Origin of the sequence: Pseudomonas sp. UBA6699 (genome assembly GCF_002454615.1) — a bacterium.
GTDB classification, from domain to species: Bacteria; Pseudomonadota; Gammaproteobacteria; order Pseudomonadales; family Pseudomonadaceae; genus Aquipseudomonas; species Aquipseudomonas juntendi.
The window spans coordinates 1-15,481 of the sequence record NZ_DKJF01000110.1 but is presented as its reverse complement, the minus strand read 5'-3'; the positions used below and the strand labels follow the sequence as shown (position 1 = coordinate 15,481).

The 15,481-nt window shown below is 62.6% G+C and carries 13 protein-coding genes and 1 pseudogene; 6 read left to right on the top strand and 8 right to left on the bottom strand.

The window, feature by feature from the left end:
• Positions 1 to 29: 29 nt before the first annotated feature.
• The 8 genes from B3361_RS21205 to B3361_RS21170 form a co-directional block, all read right to left on the bottom strand.
• Positions 30 to 347 carry a helix-turn-helix domain-containing protein gene (locus B3361_RS21205; RefSeq protein WP_029885558.1) on the bottom strand — a complete coding sequence of 106 codons (318 nt, stop codon included), beginning with the start codon at positions 345 to 347 and terminating at the stop codon, positions 30 to 32.
• 166 nt (positions 348 to 513) lie between these two features.
• Positions 514 to 1,356, bottom strand: coding sequence for a hypothetical protein (locus tag B3361_RS21200; protein ID WP_009682572.1), 843 nt, complete (start codon positions 1,354 to 1,356; stop codon positions 514 to 516).
• Between the two features lie 95 nt (positions 1,357 to 1,451).
• On the bottom strand, positions 1,452 to 2,243 hold the full coding sequence (locus B3361_RS21195) for an IclR family transcriptional regulator (RefSeq protein WP_286920351.1): 792 nt from the start codon (positions 2,241 to 2,243) through the stop codon (positions 1,452 to 1,454).
• A gap of 60 nt (positions 2,244 to 2,303) precedes the next feature.
• Positions 2,304 to 3,614: an MFS transporter gene (locus B3361_RS21190; protein ID WP_054913804.1), complete on the bottom strand. Its 1,311-nt coding sequence runs from the start codon at positions 3,612 to 3,614 to the stop codon at positions 2,304 to 2,306.
• A 58-nt stretch (positions 3,615 to 3,672) separates the two neighbouring features.
• Positions 3,673 to 4,821 carry a galactonate dehydratase gene (dgoD, locus tag B3361_RS21185; protein WP_154211819.1) on the bottom strand — a complete coding sequence of 383 codons (1,149 nt, stop codon included), beginning with the start codon at positions 4,819 to 4,821 and terminating at the stop codon, positions 3,673 to 3,675.
• A 38-nt stretch (positions 4,822 to 4,859) separates the two neighbouring features.
• Positions 4,860 to 5,480 (bottom strand): 2-dehydro-3-deoxy-6-phosphogalactonate aldolase, encoded by a 621-nt coding sequence (locus B3361_RS21180; RefSeq protein WP_154211820.1) that lies wholly within the window; start codon positions 5,478 to 5,480, stop codon positions 4,860 to 4,862.
• Between the two features lie 12 nt (positions 5,481 to 5,492).
• Entirely contained in the window at positions 5,493 to 6,467 is a 975-nt protein-coding gene (locus B3361_RS21175; protein ID WP_154211821.1) for a 2-dehydro-3-deoxygalactonokinase, read from the bottom strand.
• Positions 6,468 to 6,682: 215 nt separating this feature from the next.
• On the bottom strand, positions 6,683 to 9,064 hold the full coding sequence (locus tag B3361_RS21170; RefSeq protein WP_054905979.1) for a glucose/quinate/shikimate family membrane-bound PQQ-dependent dehydrogenase: 2,382 nt from the start codon (positions 9,062 to 9,064) through the stop codon (positions 6,683 to 6,685).
• A gap of 312 nt (positions 9,065 to 9,376) precedes the next feature.
• On the opposite strand from B3361_RS21170, the pseudogene B3361_RS21165 reads away from it, so the two are divergent.
• From B3361_RS21165 to B3361_RS21140, 6 genes and pseudogenes are all read left to right on the top strand, one after another.
• Positions 9,377 to 10,620: pseudogene (locus tag B3361_RS21165) on the top strand (OprD family porin).
• 158 nt (positions 10,621 to 10,778) lie between these two features.
• Positions 10,779 to 11,585: an NAD-dependent epimerase/dehydratase family protein gene (locus B3361_RS21160; RefSeq protein WP_009682575.1), complete on the top strand. Its 807-nt coding sequence runs from the start codon at positions 10,779 to 10,781 to the stop codon at positions 11,583 to 11,585.
• A gap of 24 nt (positions 11,586 to 11,609) precedes the next feature.
• A complete protein-coding gene (locus B3361_RS21155; RefSeq protein ID WP_054905981.1) occupies positions 11,610 to 12,491 on the top strand; it encodes a glucurono-1,5-lactonase in 882 nt (293 codons plus the stop codon).
• A 67-nt stretch (positions 12,492 to 12,558) separates the two neighbouring features.
• Positions 12,559 to 13,530 (top strand): TRAP transporter substrate-binding protein, encoded by a 972-nt coding sequence (locus tag B3361_RS21150; protein WP_029885563.1) that lies wholly within the window; start codon positions 12,559 to 12,561, stop codon positions 13,528 to 13,530.
• 64 nt (positions 13,531 to 13,594) lie between these two features.
• Positions 13,595 to 14,122, top strand: a complete 528-nt coding sequence (locus B3361_RS21145) for a TRAP transporter small permease (RefSeq protein WP_009682578.1) — start codon at positions 13,595 to 13,597, stop codon at positions 14,120 to 14,122.
• Complete coding sequence (locus B3361_RS21140; protein ID WP_054905982.1) at positions 14,123 to 15,403, top strand: TRAP transporter large permease; 1,281 nt, start codon at positions 14,123 to 14,125, stop codon at positions 15,401 to 15,403.
• Positions 15,404 to 15,481: the final 78 nt, after the last annotated feature.

The following is a 15,481-nucleotide window of genomic DNA, read 5'->3' as shown; positions in this document are numbered from 1 at the left end:
TTTTCGGTCAGCGGCAACAGCGCACCTGCTCAGGCATCGCCCTGCCTCATCTTTATGCGTTGACGCTTGGCGCCTTCTTCATATCGGCGCAAGTCTTCCAGGCTGTCCAGCTTGGGCTGAAACAGGCCCTCCAGTTCACTGGCACGCCCGAGCACCATCGCAATCCGCACAAGGTTCTCGAAGCTGACGTTTCGTCCAGCCTCAAGACTCGAAACAGTACTGATGGCGACACCGGCTCGCCCCGCCACCTCTGCTTGCGTCAGCTGTTGAGACAAACGCTCGCTGCGCAAGCGCTCACACAGTCGTTTGACGACCTCAACGGGTTTGCTAAAGCTTAAATCCAGCATGGCAAATGCTACCCCCAGGCGCGAAGCGGTAGGGGAATTATAGGCTCACCCACAATCAACAGCACACGTAATTCCTGTAAAACATGTTTTAACGTCAAAAAATCGAGTTAATAACTGAAATACCGAAATTATTTAGCACCTGACACGAGTTCGTTGATGGATTGCATCAGGCTTCAGGCGTTGCTAAGGCCGACTCGGCTTCAAGCAGGTTGTGCAACGTATTGAGGAACAGGTCAAAGCTGATGATGCCGGTCGATACGGTCGACAGCACGGTCTGACCGTTTTCGTCCTTGATCACCACAAGTTCGGTCCACTGGCTGAGGTCAACATTGCGCAGGCTGCTCAACGCGACCTTGCGGCCATCCACGTCGAGCGCTTCACGAGTGATGGTCAGCGGTTTGGTGGTGACATTGAAGAAGTCGCCGCTCATGCGCTTGCCCCAAACCTGGGACGTTTCGAGGTAGTTGAACTGCACCGCCCCGCCGCTTTGCAGGGTGGCGAATACTGCTGGCAGGCGTTCGTTCAGGTACAGCTCGCGTACCTGCTCAAGAAACACATAAAGCTTTTGCAGGTGTGGATTGACCCGGCGAAACGGCTCACTGGCGTTACGGCGATAAGCGAGGTTGTTGATCAGGCCGGCAATGGCAGTCTGCCCAGAAGCGAACAGGTAGAAGTCGCCCATCTCGCTGAAGGGCACGTAATCGCGCTGGTTGCCTATGATCTGGCAGATGCCTTTCTCATAAACCTCATAACGGGCAGCGCGCAGTTTCTTCTGCCACAGCGCCAGGGCGAACATCACCCCACCGAGCACCGCCAGCAAGGCGATGGTGGAATAGAACAGGCTTTGCGGGCCGTTGAAGTTCTGGCCGCTGGTAGCACTCAGGTAGCCGACGAAAGCGGCCAGGCCCAGGAAGACACTGCCCAGGATAAGCATGCAGACGATCAGCGCCTTGCCATAACCATAACTGCCGAGCAGCTTGCCGGCGGACGTGACTGGGGTGGGTTGCATGGTGAAGCCTCCTTGCTTGGGGAAATGGACGTCATGTCATTGTTGGTGCTCAGACACCAGTTGTAGCGCGTGGTTCAGTGCCAACGCGCTTCAGGCTAGTGCTTTAGCCCAAGCTCTGCCGACAGCCGCGCGGTCACGCTTTTGACCACTGGTACCAGCTCGCGCATCTTTTCCTCGGGCATGTAAGGCACCGTACTGGCCACACTGACCGCCGCCACGATCCGCCGGCTGGCATCACGTACCGGCGCCGCCACGCAGCGGATCGACGGTTCATTGTCCTCCAAGTCGAAGGCATAACCGCCCGCCCCATACTCGACCATACGCTGCTCGAACTGCACCCAGGTTTGCTCGGCGTGGTGCGGCCAGAACGCGCTTTTGCCACCTGCCGGCAGGCTGGTTTCATACAACCTCTGCCACTCGGCCGGGGTGTCGTCGAGCATCAGCGCCTTGCCGATACCCGTGCGCGCCAGCGGCATGCGGTGGCCGACCCGGGAGCGCATCTCCGGCCCGTTGCGCCCCGGGGTCTTGTGCAGGTACAGCACCTCATCGCCTTCGCGGATCGCCAGGTGGATGGTGTCGCCGGTCAGCGCCGACAGCTCGTCGAGGTACGGCCCGGCAAGGGTGACCAACGGCAGCTCTTCTCGGGCCTGGAAGCCGAGTTCGATCAGCTTGGGGCCAAGCAGGTAACCGACCTGGGGCACCACGCGCAGGTAGCGCTCGTCCACCAGGCAACTGACCAGGCGGTGGGTGGTGCTGCGGGTGGTGCCGATGTGCTGGGCGATGTCCTTGAGATCGCGCGCGCCTGCGGCCACGGCCTGCACAACGGCCAGGCCGCGCAGCAGGGTCTGGGTGCCGGTAGGGGCGGTTTTGGTAAGGTCTTCCTGCATGTGCGGCCTTTATCGAAGTGCGAATGGGCGGGCGACATTATGTTCACCCGCAGGGCGCGGCTACAACTCGATGCGCTCGACCTTGCCGACCAGCAGGATGTACGACAACGCGCCAAGCAGGGCCAGCGCGGCGATGTAAGTGATCGCCGGGGCGAACGAAGCGCCGCTGGCAAGGAAGCCGATCACGATGGGTGTGACGATCGCCGACAAGTTGCCGATAAAGTTGAACACCCCGCCGGTCAGCCCGAGCAGACGCGCGGGGGCCAGGGTCGAAACCAGCGACCAGGTGATCGAGGCCAGGCCGTTACCGAAGAACGCCAGCGCCAGGAAAGCAATCACCAGCGGGGTGGAGTCGACGAAGTTGGCGCCAATGATGGCGGTGGAAATCAACAGGCCGCTGATGATCGGGAGCTTGCGCGCAAGGCCCACGCTGGCCCCACGGCGGATCAGCCAGTCGGAGAAAAAGCCCGAACACAGCACCCCGACAAAGGCGGCGAGAAACGGCAGCGAGGCCAACATGCCGGACTTGATGAAGTCCATGCCGCGGTACTTCACCAGGTAGGTCGGGAACCAGGTGAGGAAGAACCACAGTGTCGAATTCAGGCAGAACTGGCCGAGGTAAATGCCCCAGAGCTTGCGCTGTGTCAGCACGATGCCCAGGTCGGCCCAGCTGAACCTGGCCTTGGTCTTGGCCTGCTCCTGCTGGATATCCACCAACCCGCCACCTTCGCGGATCAGTTCGATCTCGGCCTCATTGGCACCCTTGAAATCGCGCGGTTCGCGATACACCGCGTACCAGATCACGCCCCAGAGGATGCCCACCGCGCCGGTGGCGACGAACACCATGTGCCAGCCGAACGCATGCTGCAGCCAGGCCAGCACCGGCGTCAGGAACGCCAGGCCGACGAACTGCCCGGAGGTGTAGAAGCCGATGGCCGTGGCCCGCTCCCGCTCGGGGAACCACGTAGTGACCACGCGGCTGTTGATCGGGTATGCCGGCGCCTCCAGGGCGCCGACCGCCATGCGCAGCACGAACAGCGCGATGAAGCTGGCCGCGAAACCAAGCATCACCGTGGCCAGCGACCACAGCACCAGCGCCACGGTATACAGAATGCGCGGCGGTACGCGGTCGACCAGCCAGCCGCCTGGGATTTGCATGGCAGCGTAGGTCCAGCCGAACGCCGAGAACACCAGGCCGACGTGAATCGGGTCGATGCCCAACTCGCTGGTCAAGGCCGGTGCGGCAATCGACAGATTGCTGCGGTCCAGGTAGTTGATCACCACCGTGATGAACAGCAGCACCATGATGAAAAAGCGCTTGCGGCTGGGCGCCGACAGGGTCGCCTGCCCGGTAAGGGTATGCGGGTGCATGAGCAGTGCCTCTTGTTATGGTTATTGAGGTCGTTTCAACGCAGTTGGGGCCAGGCAGTCACCACTCGGCAAAGCTGCCATCGGCGTGACGCCACACCGGGTTGCGCCAGCGGTGGCCGACAGCGGCGCGCTCGATCACGTACTCCTCGTTGATCTCGATGCCCAGGCCAGGGCCGTTGGGGATCTTGACCATGCCATGCTGGTAGTCGAACACGCCGGGGTCGCGCACATAGTCGAGCAGGTCGTTGCTCTCGTTGTAATGAATGCCCAGGCTCTGCTCCTGGATGAAAGCGTTGTAGCAGGCAGCGTCAAGCTGCAGGCAGGCCGCCAGGGCGATCGGGCCCAGCGGGCAGTGCAGCGCCAGGGCGACGTCGTAGGCCTCGGCCATGTTGGCGATCTTGCGGGTTTCGGTGATGCCGCCGGCATGCGACGCATCGGGCTGGATGATGTCGACGTAGCCTTCGCTGAGCACGCGCTTGAAGTCCCAGCGCGAGAACAGCCGCTCACCCAGCGCAATCGGCGTGCTGGTCAGCGGCGCCAGTTCTTTCAACGCTTCGTAGTTTTCACTGAGCACCGGCTCTTCGATGAACATCAGCTTGTAAGGGTCGAGTTCCTTCATCAGCACCTTGGCCATGGGCTTGTGCACGCGGCCATGAAAGTCCACGCCAATGCCCACGTTCGGCCCTACCGCATCGCGCACGGCAGCGACGTTGGCCAACGCCTGGTCGACCTTGTCAAAGGTGTCGAGGAACTGCAGTTCCTCGGTGCCGTTCATCTTCACGGCGGTGAAACCACGTGCCACGGCCTCTTTTGCCGCTTGCGCGGTGTCAGCGGGTCGATCGCCGCCGATCCACGAATACACGCGGATCTTGTCGCGCACCTGGCCGCCGAGCAGGTCGCTGACCGACACACCCAGCGCCTTGCCCTTGATGTCCCACAACGCCTGGTCGATACCCGCCAGGGCGCTCATGTGGATGGCACCACCGCGGTAGAAGCCGCCGCGGTAGAGCACGGTCCAGATATCCTCGATGTTGCGCGGGTCCTTGCCGATCAGGTAATCGGACAGTTCCTCGACGGCGGCAGCCACGGTGTGGGCGCGGCCCTCGACAACAGGCTCGCCCCAGCCGGTGACGCCCTGATCGGTTTCGACCTTGAGGAAGCACCAGCGCGGCGGAACGATGAAGGTGGTCAGCTTGGTAATTTTCATCTGCTTGTCTCTCTTGTTGGATGCAGTGCAGGGCCGGCTCAGCGCAGGCTCTGCCAGGCGCTCACGTAAGCCTTGGCAGCGGCCTCGACCTGTTCAGGGGTCATGCCTGGCTTGTACAGGCCGGAGCCCAGGCCGAAGCCCCGGGCGCCAGCGGCATGGAACTGCTGCAGGTTGCCGGGGGTGATGCCGCCGACCGGCGCCAGCACGGTGCCGGCGGGCAGCACGGCAAGCCAGGCCTTGACTACCTCTGGACCCAGTTGCTCGGCCGGGAACAGCTTGAGCACATCGGCCCCTTGCGCCAAGGCGGCAAAGGCTTCGGTCGGTGTGGCGACGCCTGGTGCCAGGTACAGGCCTGCCGCCTTGGCAGCACGCAGTACAGCTGGGTCGCTGTGGGGCATGACGATCAGCTGGCCGCCCGCCTCTTTCACCTGCGCGACCTGGGCCGGCGTCAGCACGGTACCTGCACCGATCAGGCAATCGGCAGGCAGGGTGCGACGCAGCAGGCGGATACTGGCGAACGGGTCAGGCGAATTGAGCGGTACTTCGATGATGCGAAAGCCGGCGCTGTAGAGCACTTCGCCAACCGCAGCCGCTTCATGCAGTTGCAAACCGCGCAGAATCGCGATCAGGCCGTTGTGTGCCAATGCTTGTTCGAGCATGTCGAGCTCCCTTCAGGATGAATGAACCAGGCCGGCGGCAAGCGCCAGTTGCCAAAGACCGCGCTCGGTGGCCTGCTCGGCGACACTCACATGGGTGAAGCCGCATGCCTGCAGGGCCCGGCTGTAACGCGCGCACAGCGGGCCGTTGCCGATCAGCAGGATTTCCGGCAGGTGCACACTGTGGCGCCGCTGGCGCTGCAGTTTGGCCAGCGCTGAAAGTTCATGGCCGATCAGGAGACCCGACAAGTAATCGGGCTGGGCGCTGGCGCTCAGCTCACCGGTCAGGCCGAGGGTGCGGGCGCTGAACAGGGTGGACAGCGGGCCGATCTCCCCCTCGGCGGAGCAGGCGGCCTGCACACCGAGGTCGAAGGCTGGCGCATCGAACGCGGCGCCGCGCTGCTGGGTACGGCCAAGGATGCTGTGCGCGCTGAGCACGGCAAACATTTCGCCGGTCATGAAGGTATCGAAGTGGACGATGCAGCCATCGACAACCTCTACCCATTTCGAATGACTGCCGGGCAGGCCGATGAGCAGGTCATCGGTATTCACCCCAGGCAGCGCGCCCAGCACCTGCGTCTCTTCACCCCGCATGACATTGGGCAGGCGCGCGTGCTGGATCACGCCGGGCACGATATGCACCTCGACGCCGCGAAGGCTGCCGACAGTTTGCAGCGCGCCACCGAGGCTGGCGACGTTGGCCGGGGTTTCGCGGTACGCGGCCTCGCGCCAGCCCTGGGCGCTGCCGACCATGCCACAGGCAATCACGGGCAGCCCTGGCTGGGCGTCGAGCCAATCGCCACAGGCGTCGTCGAATGCCAGTTCGAAACCGTCATTGCAAAGTTGGCCGTTGATCAGGCGCGGGGCTTTTGGCAAGTGCATGATGCCGCTGGGCAGGGTGCGCACATCCAGCACCTGGCCTTGCGCGGCGAGTTTGTAAGCACGAAGGGAGGTGGTTCCCCAGTCGAGCGCGATCAATTGCGCCTGCATCGCTTCACCTGTTCTGTTTTTGGCAGTGAGTGAGGCGACTATAAACTTGGGCGGAGGAAAATTCCAATATGTAAAACATAATCCCATATATAGGGATTTTGACTTCGTCTTGTGGGAGGCCACTGGGTCGCGACATGCCCGCCATCAAAAAAGCCCGTGAAACCAAGCGCCGGCCGCGCGGTGCTCGATCTCACAGGCCTTGAACCTGCCGCCGCTTACTCCGGCAGGGCAAACGCCATCACATAGTCCCCTTGCCGGGTACCCAACGAGCCATGCCCGCCGGCCATCACCAGCACGTACTGGCGACCATCCTTGCCGGTGTAGGTCATCGGCGTGGTCTGGGCACCGGCCGGCAGGCGCCCTTCCCAAAGCACCTTGCCATCGCGCACGTCATAAGCACGCAGGTACTGGTCGAGGGTGCCGCTGAGGAACGCCAGGCCGCTGGCGGTGGTGAAGCTTCCACCCAGGCTCGGCACGCCCATGGTCAGCGGGATCGGAATGGGCGAGCTGTCACGTACGGTGCCGTTCTTGTGCTTCCAGATCACCTTGTGGGTGGTCAGGTCCACTGCGGCCACATAGCCCCAGGCCGGTGCCTGGCAAGGCAGCCCCAGCGGCGACAGGAAAGCGCCCATGATCACGCCATAAGGCGCCCCCTTGTTGGCCTGGATGCCCTCGGTTTCACTCTTGCGCGCCGGCTGCCCGGCGATTTTCGAGGCTGGCACCAACTGCGACTTGAAGGCCATGTAGCTGGGGTTGACGAAGGCGATCTGGCGCTCCGGGTCGACCGAAATGCCACCCCAGTCGAACACCCCGAAGTTGCCGGGGTAGACCAGCGAGCCCTGCAGCGATGGCGGGGTGTAGATGCCGTCATAGCGCAGCGAACGGAAGTCGATGCGGCACAGCATCTGGTCGAACGGCGTTACGCCCCACATGTCTCGCTCACGCAGGGTGGGCGGCATGAAATTGAGCTCGGACATCGGCTGGGTCGGTGCGGTGTGATCACCTTCCACGGCGCCTTGCGGTACCGGGGTTTCGTGGATGGGCACCAGCGGCTGACCGTTGCTGCGGTCCAGCACGTAGATGCTGCCCTGCTTGGTCGATGCCATTACCGCAGGCTTGATGCCTTCGGCGGTCTTGATGTCGACCAGGCTCGGCTGGCCACCGACATCCATGTCCCACAAGTCGTGATGGGTGAACTGGTAGTTCCAGCGCACCTTGCCAGTGGCGATGTCCAGGGCCACCAGGCCGGCACTGAATTTCTCCGCCTCTGGCGTGCGGTTGCCGCCCCACTGGTCGGGCATCTGGTTGCCCATGGGCAGGTACAGCAGGCCGAGCTTCTCATCGGCGCTGATCACCGACCACACGTTTGGAGAGTTGCGGGTGTAGAACTGGCCGTCACTGATCGGCGCGGTGGCGTCGGGGTTGCCGCTGTCCCAGTTCCACACCAGCTGGCCGGTGATCGCATCATAGGCGCGGACGACGCCGGACGGCTCGTCGGTGGAAACGTTGTCGGTGACATGACCGCCAAGTATCACCAGGCCGCCGGCCACGGTGGGTGGCGAAGTGGAGTAATAGCCACCAGGGGCGAAGCTGCCGATGTTGCGGGTAAGGTCGATCTGGCCGTTGTCGCCAAAGCCGGCGCACTGTTGGCCGGTATCGGCATCCAGCGCGATCAGGCGGGTGTCGGCGGTGGGTACATAGATGCGCTTGGCGCAGGCCTGCCCTTGCACGGGGCTCGCTTGCGAGCTGGCCGTGTCGAAATAGGCCACGCCGCGGCAGGTCATGTGTGCCCAGCCTTTGAAGTTGGCCGCATTCTGCGTGCTGAGCTTGGGATCGAAACGCCAGATCTCCTTGCCGCTGTCGGGGTCCAGGGCAATCACCTGGCTATGCGGGGTGCATACGTAGAGCTTGCCGTTGACTTTCAGCGGGGTGTTTTCCGCCGTGGTCTCGCCCGGGTCGTTTGGCCCGGGGATATCACCGGTGCGGTAGGTCCAGGCCAGCTTGAGCTTGCCCACATTCTGCGGGGTGATCTGCTTGAGTGGCGAGTAACGGTCGCCAAACTCGGTACGCCCGTAGGACTGCCAGTCACCGTCAGGCATTGCCGGTGCCGTGCTGGTGGTGCCTGCCGTGTCACGGTCCAGGCGGCCGACCACGGTGTCGGGCTGGGTGAACTGGCTGGCCAGCGCCATCAGGCCCGCGGCCGCCACGCCCACACTCAATACCCCTGTACCGAGGGGATAAGGCTGGCCCTGCGTCAATGGCCTGCGTAGCCAAGGCAATAACAACATCAGGCCAAGGACGAACCAGAGGGCCAGCCGGGGGACCAGTTGCCACCAGTCCAGGCCCACCTCGACCAACGACCAGAGCGAACTCAGCAACAGCACGACGCCATAAACGCTCAATGCCTCACGTCGGCCAGCCAGCAACAAGGCTGCGGTAATCGCCAAGCCAATGCCGGCCAGCAGGTAATACAGCGAACCGCCAAGGGTTGCCAGTTTGATGCCGCCGGCCAGCAAGGCAAGGCCCATCAGCAAAAAAACCACGCCTAGCAATCTGGGCAGCAAGCGTGAGGGGTGTGAAGCACGGGTGGTGCTCATCGGTGAAATCTCCGTTTACATGGGACTGAATCGGTAAGACATCCAGCAACGAAGAATAGTGTTACTAAATGATTCTGCGACAAACTGACGAACTCGAGGGAGAGCGTTGCGACAAATGCAACAATTCGCATGTGGTCATAGTATGACTAACGCTCATTGCGAACCCCGAGCTAGAGCCTGCGCTTGATCCCTCCTCGCCGAAAGTAGCTGATTTCCGGCTACCAACGCCGTTGACAGCTGGTTTTTCACTTGCTAAAAAAGCCGAAGTTGTACGACAACACATAACAAAAACAACATCAGCGGAAGCAACCCATGTCGAAAATCTGCCAGACCACCCTCCCCTGTGCGCTGCTTGGCGCCAGCCTGCTCAGCTGCCTGCCGGGCACCAGCCTTGCCCAAGGTTTCATCGAAGACAGCAAAGCCGTGCTGGGCCTGCGCAACTTCTATATCAACCGCAACTTCACCAACCCGCCAACCCGCAAGGCAAAGCCGAAGAATGGACCCAGAGCGTGATCCTCGATGCCCGTTCCGGTTTCACCGAGGGCCCGGTGGGTTTTGGCGTAGACGTGCTGGGGCTGTGGTCGGTGAAGCTCGATGGCGGGGGCGGCACCTATGGCACCGGGCTGCTGCCACGCCACGACGATGGGCGGCCGGCGGATGACTTTGGCCGGCTTGCCGTGGCGGGCAAGGCGCGCATTTCGAAAACCGAGCTGAAAATCGGCGAATGGATGCCGGTACTGCCAATTCTGCGCGCGGACGACGGTCGCTCACTGCCGCAAACATTGCGTGGCGGGCAGGTCACGTCCAACGAGTTTGCCGGGCTGACCTTGTACGGCGGCCAGTTCCGCGCCAACAGCCCGCGCAACGACGCCAGCATGGAGGACATGAGCTACGGCGGCGCGGTGTCGGACCGCTTCAACTTCGTCGGGGGCGAGTACAGGTTCAACCAGGAGCGCACCCTGGTGGGGCTGTGGAATGCGGTGCTCAAGGACGTGTACCAGCAGCAATACCTGCAGCTGAGCCACAGCCAGCCGCTCGGCGACTGGACCCTGGGCGCCAACCTGGGCTATTTCCAGGGCGATGACGACGGTTCCAGGCGCGCTGGCGAGCTGGACAACAAGACGTACTCGGGGATGTTCTCCGCCAAATACGGCGGCAGCACCTTCTGGGTCGGGCTGCAGAAGGTCGATGGCGATACCTGGATGCGGCTCAATGGCACCAGTGGCGGAACCCTGGCCAATGACAGCTACAACGCCAGCTTCGACAACGCCAACGAACGCTCATGGCAGGTGCGCCATGACTTCAACTTCGTCACCGTCGGCGTGCCGGGGCTGACCTTGATGAACCGCTACATCAGCGGCCGCGACGTGCACAGCGGGGTGGTGACGGATGGCAAGGAATGGGTCCGTGAGACTGAACTGGCATATGTGATACAGAGCGGAGCGTTCAAGGATTTGAGTGTGAAATGGCGCAATTCGTCGATTCGGCGGGACTACAGCAATAACGAGTTCGATGAGAACCGGTTGATTTTCAACTACCCGTTGTCGTTGCTGTAAGGCTTTACGCCGCTCATTTCGCGACACGAGGCCGCTCCTACAGGGCACGCGCATAACACCAGACTGACATTGCGTTGTCATTGACAACACTGAATCGCACCGCCAATAATCACAAAAGTCATACGACAACCTACAACAATTAACAATAAGAGCCGGTCATGACCACTACCCCCCTCAAACGCCTGCTGCTCACCGGAGCCGCAGGCGGCCTGGGCAAGGTCCTTCGCGAACGCCTGCAAGGCTGCGCCGAGGTCCTGCGCCTTTCCGACATCAACCCCATGGCCCCAGCCGCTGGCCCACACGAAGAAGTGGTGACATGCGACCTGGCCGACAAGGCAGCCGTGCATGCCCTGGTCGAAGGCGTCGATGCCATCGTGCACTTCGGCGGGGTGTCTACCGAGCATTCGTTCGAAGAGATTCTCGGCCCCAATATCTGCGGCGTGTTCCATGTCTACGAGGCGGCACGCAAGCATGGGGTGCAACGGGTGGTCTTCGCCAGTTCCAACCATACCATCGGCTTCTACCGCCAGAACGAGCGCATCGACGCGCATGCCCCGCGCCGCCCCGACAGCTACTACGGGCTGTCCAAGTGCTATGGCGAAGATGTCGCCAGCTTCTATTTCGATCGTTACGGCATCGAAACCGTCAGCATCCGCATCGGCTCTTCGTTCCCCCGGCCACAGAACCCGCGCATGCTCTGCACGTGGTTAAGTTACGACGATCTGGTGCAGTTGATTGAGCGCGGCCTGTTCACGCCGAACGTCGGCCACACCATTGTCTACGGTGCCTCGGCCAACCGCACCGTATGGTGGGACAACCGCCATGCCGCACACCTGGGCTACGTGCCCAAGGACAGCTCGGAGCCCTTCCGCGCAGCGGTGGAAGCCGAGCCGGCGCCTGCCGCCGATGACCCGAGCATGGTCTATCAGGGCGGCGCATTTGCCGTGGCCGGACCGTTCAACTGACCGCACGCGCCAGGAGGCACGGCCATGCACTGTGAACTGATCGTCGACGCCCGCAACGGCACCGGGGAAAGCCCCGTGTGGCACCCTGGCGAGCAGGCCTTGTACTGGGTCGACATACCCGCGCGCCAGTTGCACTGCTGGCGGCCGGTGGATAATACGCACCAGGTCTGGCAGGGCGACCAGATGCTGGCCTGTATCGCCCGCAGTGGCGACGGGTGGGTGGCCGGCATGGAAAGCGGCATCTTCCAGATTCAAACCAAGGCCGACGGCAGCCTGGCCAGCCGTGTGCTCAGCGGGGTGGCGCATGCGCAGCCGGGCATGCGCTTCAACGATGGCCGCTGCGACCGCCAAGGGCGTTTCTGGGCCGGCAGCATGCTGCTGGACATGCAGCAAGGCGCCCACGTAGGGGCACTGTACCGGCATGACCGCGAGGGCCATTTGCACCTGCAGCAAGCGGGCATGATCGTGCCCAACGGCCTGGCTTTCAGCCCAGACGGCACGCGCATGTACCTGTCCGATTCGCACCCCAGCGTGCAGAAGGTCTGGGCCTTCGACTACGACACCGACACGGGCACACCCCATAACCCGCGGCTGTTCGTGGACATGCGCAATTACCCCGGCCGCCCCGACGGTGCCGCCATCGACCAGGACGGCTGCTATTGGATATGCGGCAATGACGCCGGGCAGATCCACCGTTTCACCCCTGACGGGCGCCTGGACCGCTCGCTCAGCGTACCGGTGAAGAAGCCGGCGATGTGCGCCTTCGGTGGCGCCAACCTCGACACCCTGTACGTCACCTCGATCCGCCCGGCGGGGCTCGACCTTGGCGACCAGCCGCTGGCCGGCGGGGTATTTGCCCTCAACCCAGGCACCAAGGGCCTGGAGGAGCCAGCCTGGCGGGGCTGAGCCCCGCGACGCGCACCACACCCTTTGCACGCCCGAAACCAGATAATAAAAACCACGGAGTTTCATCATGACGTTCAAACGCAAGCTGCTTCTTGCCGTACTCCCCTTCGCCTGCAGCGTGGCCATGCCCGTTTCGGCGCTGGACATCAAGTTCGCGGAAATTCACCCCGCCGGCTACCCCACGGTGGTGGCCGAGCAGAACATGGGCAAGAAACTGGAACAGGCCAGCAATGGCGACATCACCTTCAAGATGTTTGCCGGCGGTGTGCTGGGCTCGGAGAAGGAAGTGATCGAACAGGCGCAGATCGGCGCCGTGCAGATGACCCGCGTCAGCCTGGGGATCGTCGGCCCGGTGGTGCCGGATGTGAACGTGTTCAACATGCCGTTCGTGTTCCGCGACCACGACCACATGCGCAAGGTCATCGATGGCGAGATCGGCCAGGAAATCCTCGACAAGATCACCAACTCCGACTTCAACCTGGTGGCCCTGGCCTGGATGGATGGCGGCTCGCGCAGCCTCTACACGAAAAAGCCGGTGCGCAGCCTGGAAGACCTGAAGGGCATGAAGATTCGCGTGCAGGGCAACCCGCTGTTCATCGACATGATGAACGCCATGGGTGGCAACGGCATCGCCATGGACACCGGGGAAATCTTCAGCGCGCTGCAGACCGGGGTAATCGACGGCGCCGAGAACAACCCGCCGACCCTGCTCGAACACAACCACTACCAGAGTGCCAAATACTTCACCCTGACCGGCCACCTGATCCTGCCCGAGCCGGTGGTGATGTCCAAGACCACCTGGAACAAGCTCACCCCCGAACAGCAAGCGCTGGTGAAAAAGGTAGCGCGTGAGGCGCAGATGGAAGAGCGGGTGCTGTGGGATGCGAAAACGGCCAGCAGCGAAGAGAAGCTCAAGGCCGCCGGTGTCGAGTTCATCACCGTCGACAAGAAACCCTTCTACGACGCGACCGCACCGGTGCGGGAAAAATACGGCGCGCAATACGCCGACCTGATGAAACGTATCGACGCGGTGCAGTAAGCGCGACCTTTCCTACCGACCTCGGCAGGGCCGCGTCAGCCGCCCTGCCGCTTTGGTGATGCCCATGAAAAACCTCTTTCTGCGTGCCAACGACACGTTGTACCGCGCCTGTATCTGGGTCGCCGGCCTGTCGATCCTGAGCATGTCGCTGATCATCCCGTGGGGCATCTTCGCCCGCTATGTACTCGGCACCGGGGCCAGCTGGCCAGAGCCGGTGGCCATCTTGCTGATGGTGGTGTTCACCTTCGTTGGCGCCGCCGCCAGCTACCGCGCCGGGGCGCATATGGCGGTGGCGATGATCACCGACCGCCTGCCGCCGCTGCAGCGCCGGCTGGTGGCCCTGCTGGTGCAGGTGCTGATGGTCCTGGTGTGCCTGTTCATGACCGGGTACGGCACCCAGCTGTGCATCACCACCTGGAACCAGTTTCTGGCCTCCCTGCCCAGTGTGCGCGTGGGCATGACCTATGCGCCGATCCCAATCGGTGGCGTGCTGACCTTGGTGTTTGTGCTGGAAAAACTCCTGCTGGGCGACCAGAGCCACCGCAAGGTGGTGCGCTTCGACCAACTGGAAGAAAACGAAGGAGCGGCGTAAATGGATGTGTTCATTCTGTTGGGCAGTTTTATCGCGCTCATCCTGCTGGGCATGCCCGTGGCCTATGCCTTGGGCCTTTCGGCGCTGATCGGCGCCTGGTGGATCGACATACCGCTGCAGGCGATGATGATCCAGGTGGCCAGCGGGGTTAACAAGTTCTCGCTGCTGGCCATTCCGTTCTTCGTGCTGGCCGGGGCCATCATGGCCGAAGGCGGCATGTCACGCCGGCTGGTGGCCTTTGCCGGGGTGCTGGTGGGTTTCGTGCGCGGCGGCCTTTCGCTGGTCAACATCATGGCCTCGACGTTCTTTGGTGCAATTTCAGGCTCATCGGTGGCAGACACCGCCTCGGTGGGCTCGGTGCTGATCCCGGAGATGGAGCGCAAAGGCTACCCGCGCGAGTTCTCTACCGCCGTGACGGTCAGCGGCTCGGTACAGGCGCTGCTGACCCCGCCCAGCCACAACTCGGTGTTGTACTCGCTGGCGGCGGGCGGCACGGTCTCGATCGCCTCGCTGTTCATGGCCGGGGTGATGCCAGGGTTGTTGCTGAGCGCGGTGATGATGGGCCTGTGCCTGCTGTTCGCGAAGAAGCGCAACTACCCCAAGGGTGAGGTCATCCCGCTGCGCCAGGCGCTGAAGATTGCCGGTGAGGCACTGTGGGGCCTGATGGCCATGGTGATCATCCTGGGCGGTATCCTGTCGGGCGTGTTCACTGCGACCGAGTCGGCAGCCGTGGCGGTCGTCTGGTCATTCTTCGTGACCATGTTCATCTACCGTGACTACAAGTGGCGCGACCTGCCCAAGCTGATGCATCGCACGGTGCGCACCATCTCGATCGTGATGATATTGATCGGCTTCGCGGCCAGCTTTGGCTACGTGATGACGCTGATGCAGATCCCGTCGAAGATCACCACGGCGTTCCTCACTCTGTCGGACAACCGCTATGTGATCCTGATGTGCATCAACTTCATGTTGCTGCTGCTGGGCACGGTGATGGACATGGCGCCGCTGATTCTGATCCTAACGCCGATCCTGTTGCCGGTGATCACCGGCATCGGCGTGGACCCGGTGCATTTCGGCATGATCATGCTGGTGAACCTGGGGATCGGCCTGATCACGCCGCCGGTGGGCGCCGTGTTGTTCGTCGGCTCGGCGGTGGGCAAGGTGAGTATCGAATCGACGGTCAAGGCGCTGCTGCCGTTCTACCTGGCACTGTTCCTGGTGCTGATGGCGGTGACCTACATTCCGGCCATTTCGCTGTGGCTGCCTAGCGTGGTGCTGTAACCGCACCTCAGCCTGTAGGAGCGGCCTTGTGTCGCGATGGGCCGCAAAGCGGCCCCGACTTCAAGCTTTCTTCACCGG

What these genes read in the sequence shown, in the direction of transcription:
- B3361_RS21145 (WP_009682578.1), top strand. Translation starts at nt 13,595, where the DNA reads ATGAAAAACCTCTTTCTGCGTGCCAACGACACGTTGTACCGCGCCTGT.
- B3361_RS21205 (WP_029885558.1), bottom strand. Translation starts at nt 347, where the DNA reads ATGCTGGATTTAAGCTTTAGCAAACCCGTTGAGGTCGTCAAACGACTG.
- B3361_RS21140 (WP_054905982.1), top strand. Translation starts at nt 14,123, where the DNA reads ATGGATGTGTTCATTCTGTTGGGCAGTTTTATCGCGCTCATCCTGCTG.
- B3361_RS21180 (WP_154211820.1), bottom strand. Translation starts at nt 5,480, where the DNA reads ATGCTCGAACAAGCATTGGCACACAACGGCCTGATCGCGATTCTGCGC.
- B3361_RS21150 (WP_029885563.1), top strand. Translation starts at nt 12,559, where the DNA reads ATGACGTTCAAACGCAAGCTGCTTCTTGCCGTACTCCCCTTCGCCTGC.
- B3361_RS21155 (WP_054905981.1), top strand. Translation starts at nt 11,610, where the DNA reads ATGCACTGTGAACTGATCGTCGACGCCCGCAACGGCACCGGGGAAAGC.
- B3361_RS21190 (WP_054913804.1), bottom strand. Translation starts at nt 3,614, where the DNA reads ATGCACCCGCATACCCTTACCGGGCAGGCGACCCTGTCGGCGCCCAGC.
- B3361_RS21175 (WP_154211821.1), bottom strand. Translation starts at nt 6,467, where the DNA reads ATGCAGGCGCAATTGATCGCGCTCGACTGGGGAACCACCTCCCTTCGT.
- B3361_RS21200 (WP_009682572.1), bottom strand. Translation starts at nt 1,356, where the DNA reads ATGCAACCCACCCCAGTCACGTCCGCCGGCAAGCTGCTCGGCAGTTAT.
- B3361_RS21160 (WP_009682575.1), top strand. Translation starts at nt 10,779, where the DNA reads ATGACCACTACCCCCCTCAAACGCCTGCTGCTCACCGGAGCCGCAGGC.
- B3361_RS21195 (WP_286920351.1), bottom strand. Translation starts at nt 2,243, where the DNA reads ATGCAGGAAGACCTTACCAAAACCGCCCCTACCGGCACCCAGACCCTG.
- dgoD (WP_154211819.1), bottom strand. Translation starts at nt 4,821, where the DNA reads ATGAAAATTACCAAGCTGACCACCTTCATCGTTCCGCCGCGCTGGTGC.
- B3361_RS21170 (WP_054905979.1), bottom strand. Translation starts at nt 9,064, where the DNA reads ATGAGCACCACCCGTGCTTCACACCCCTCACGCTTGCTGCCCAGATTG.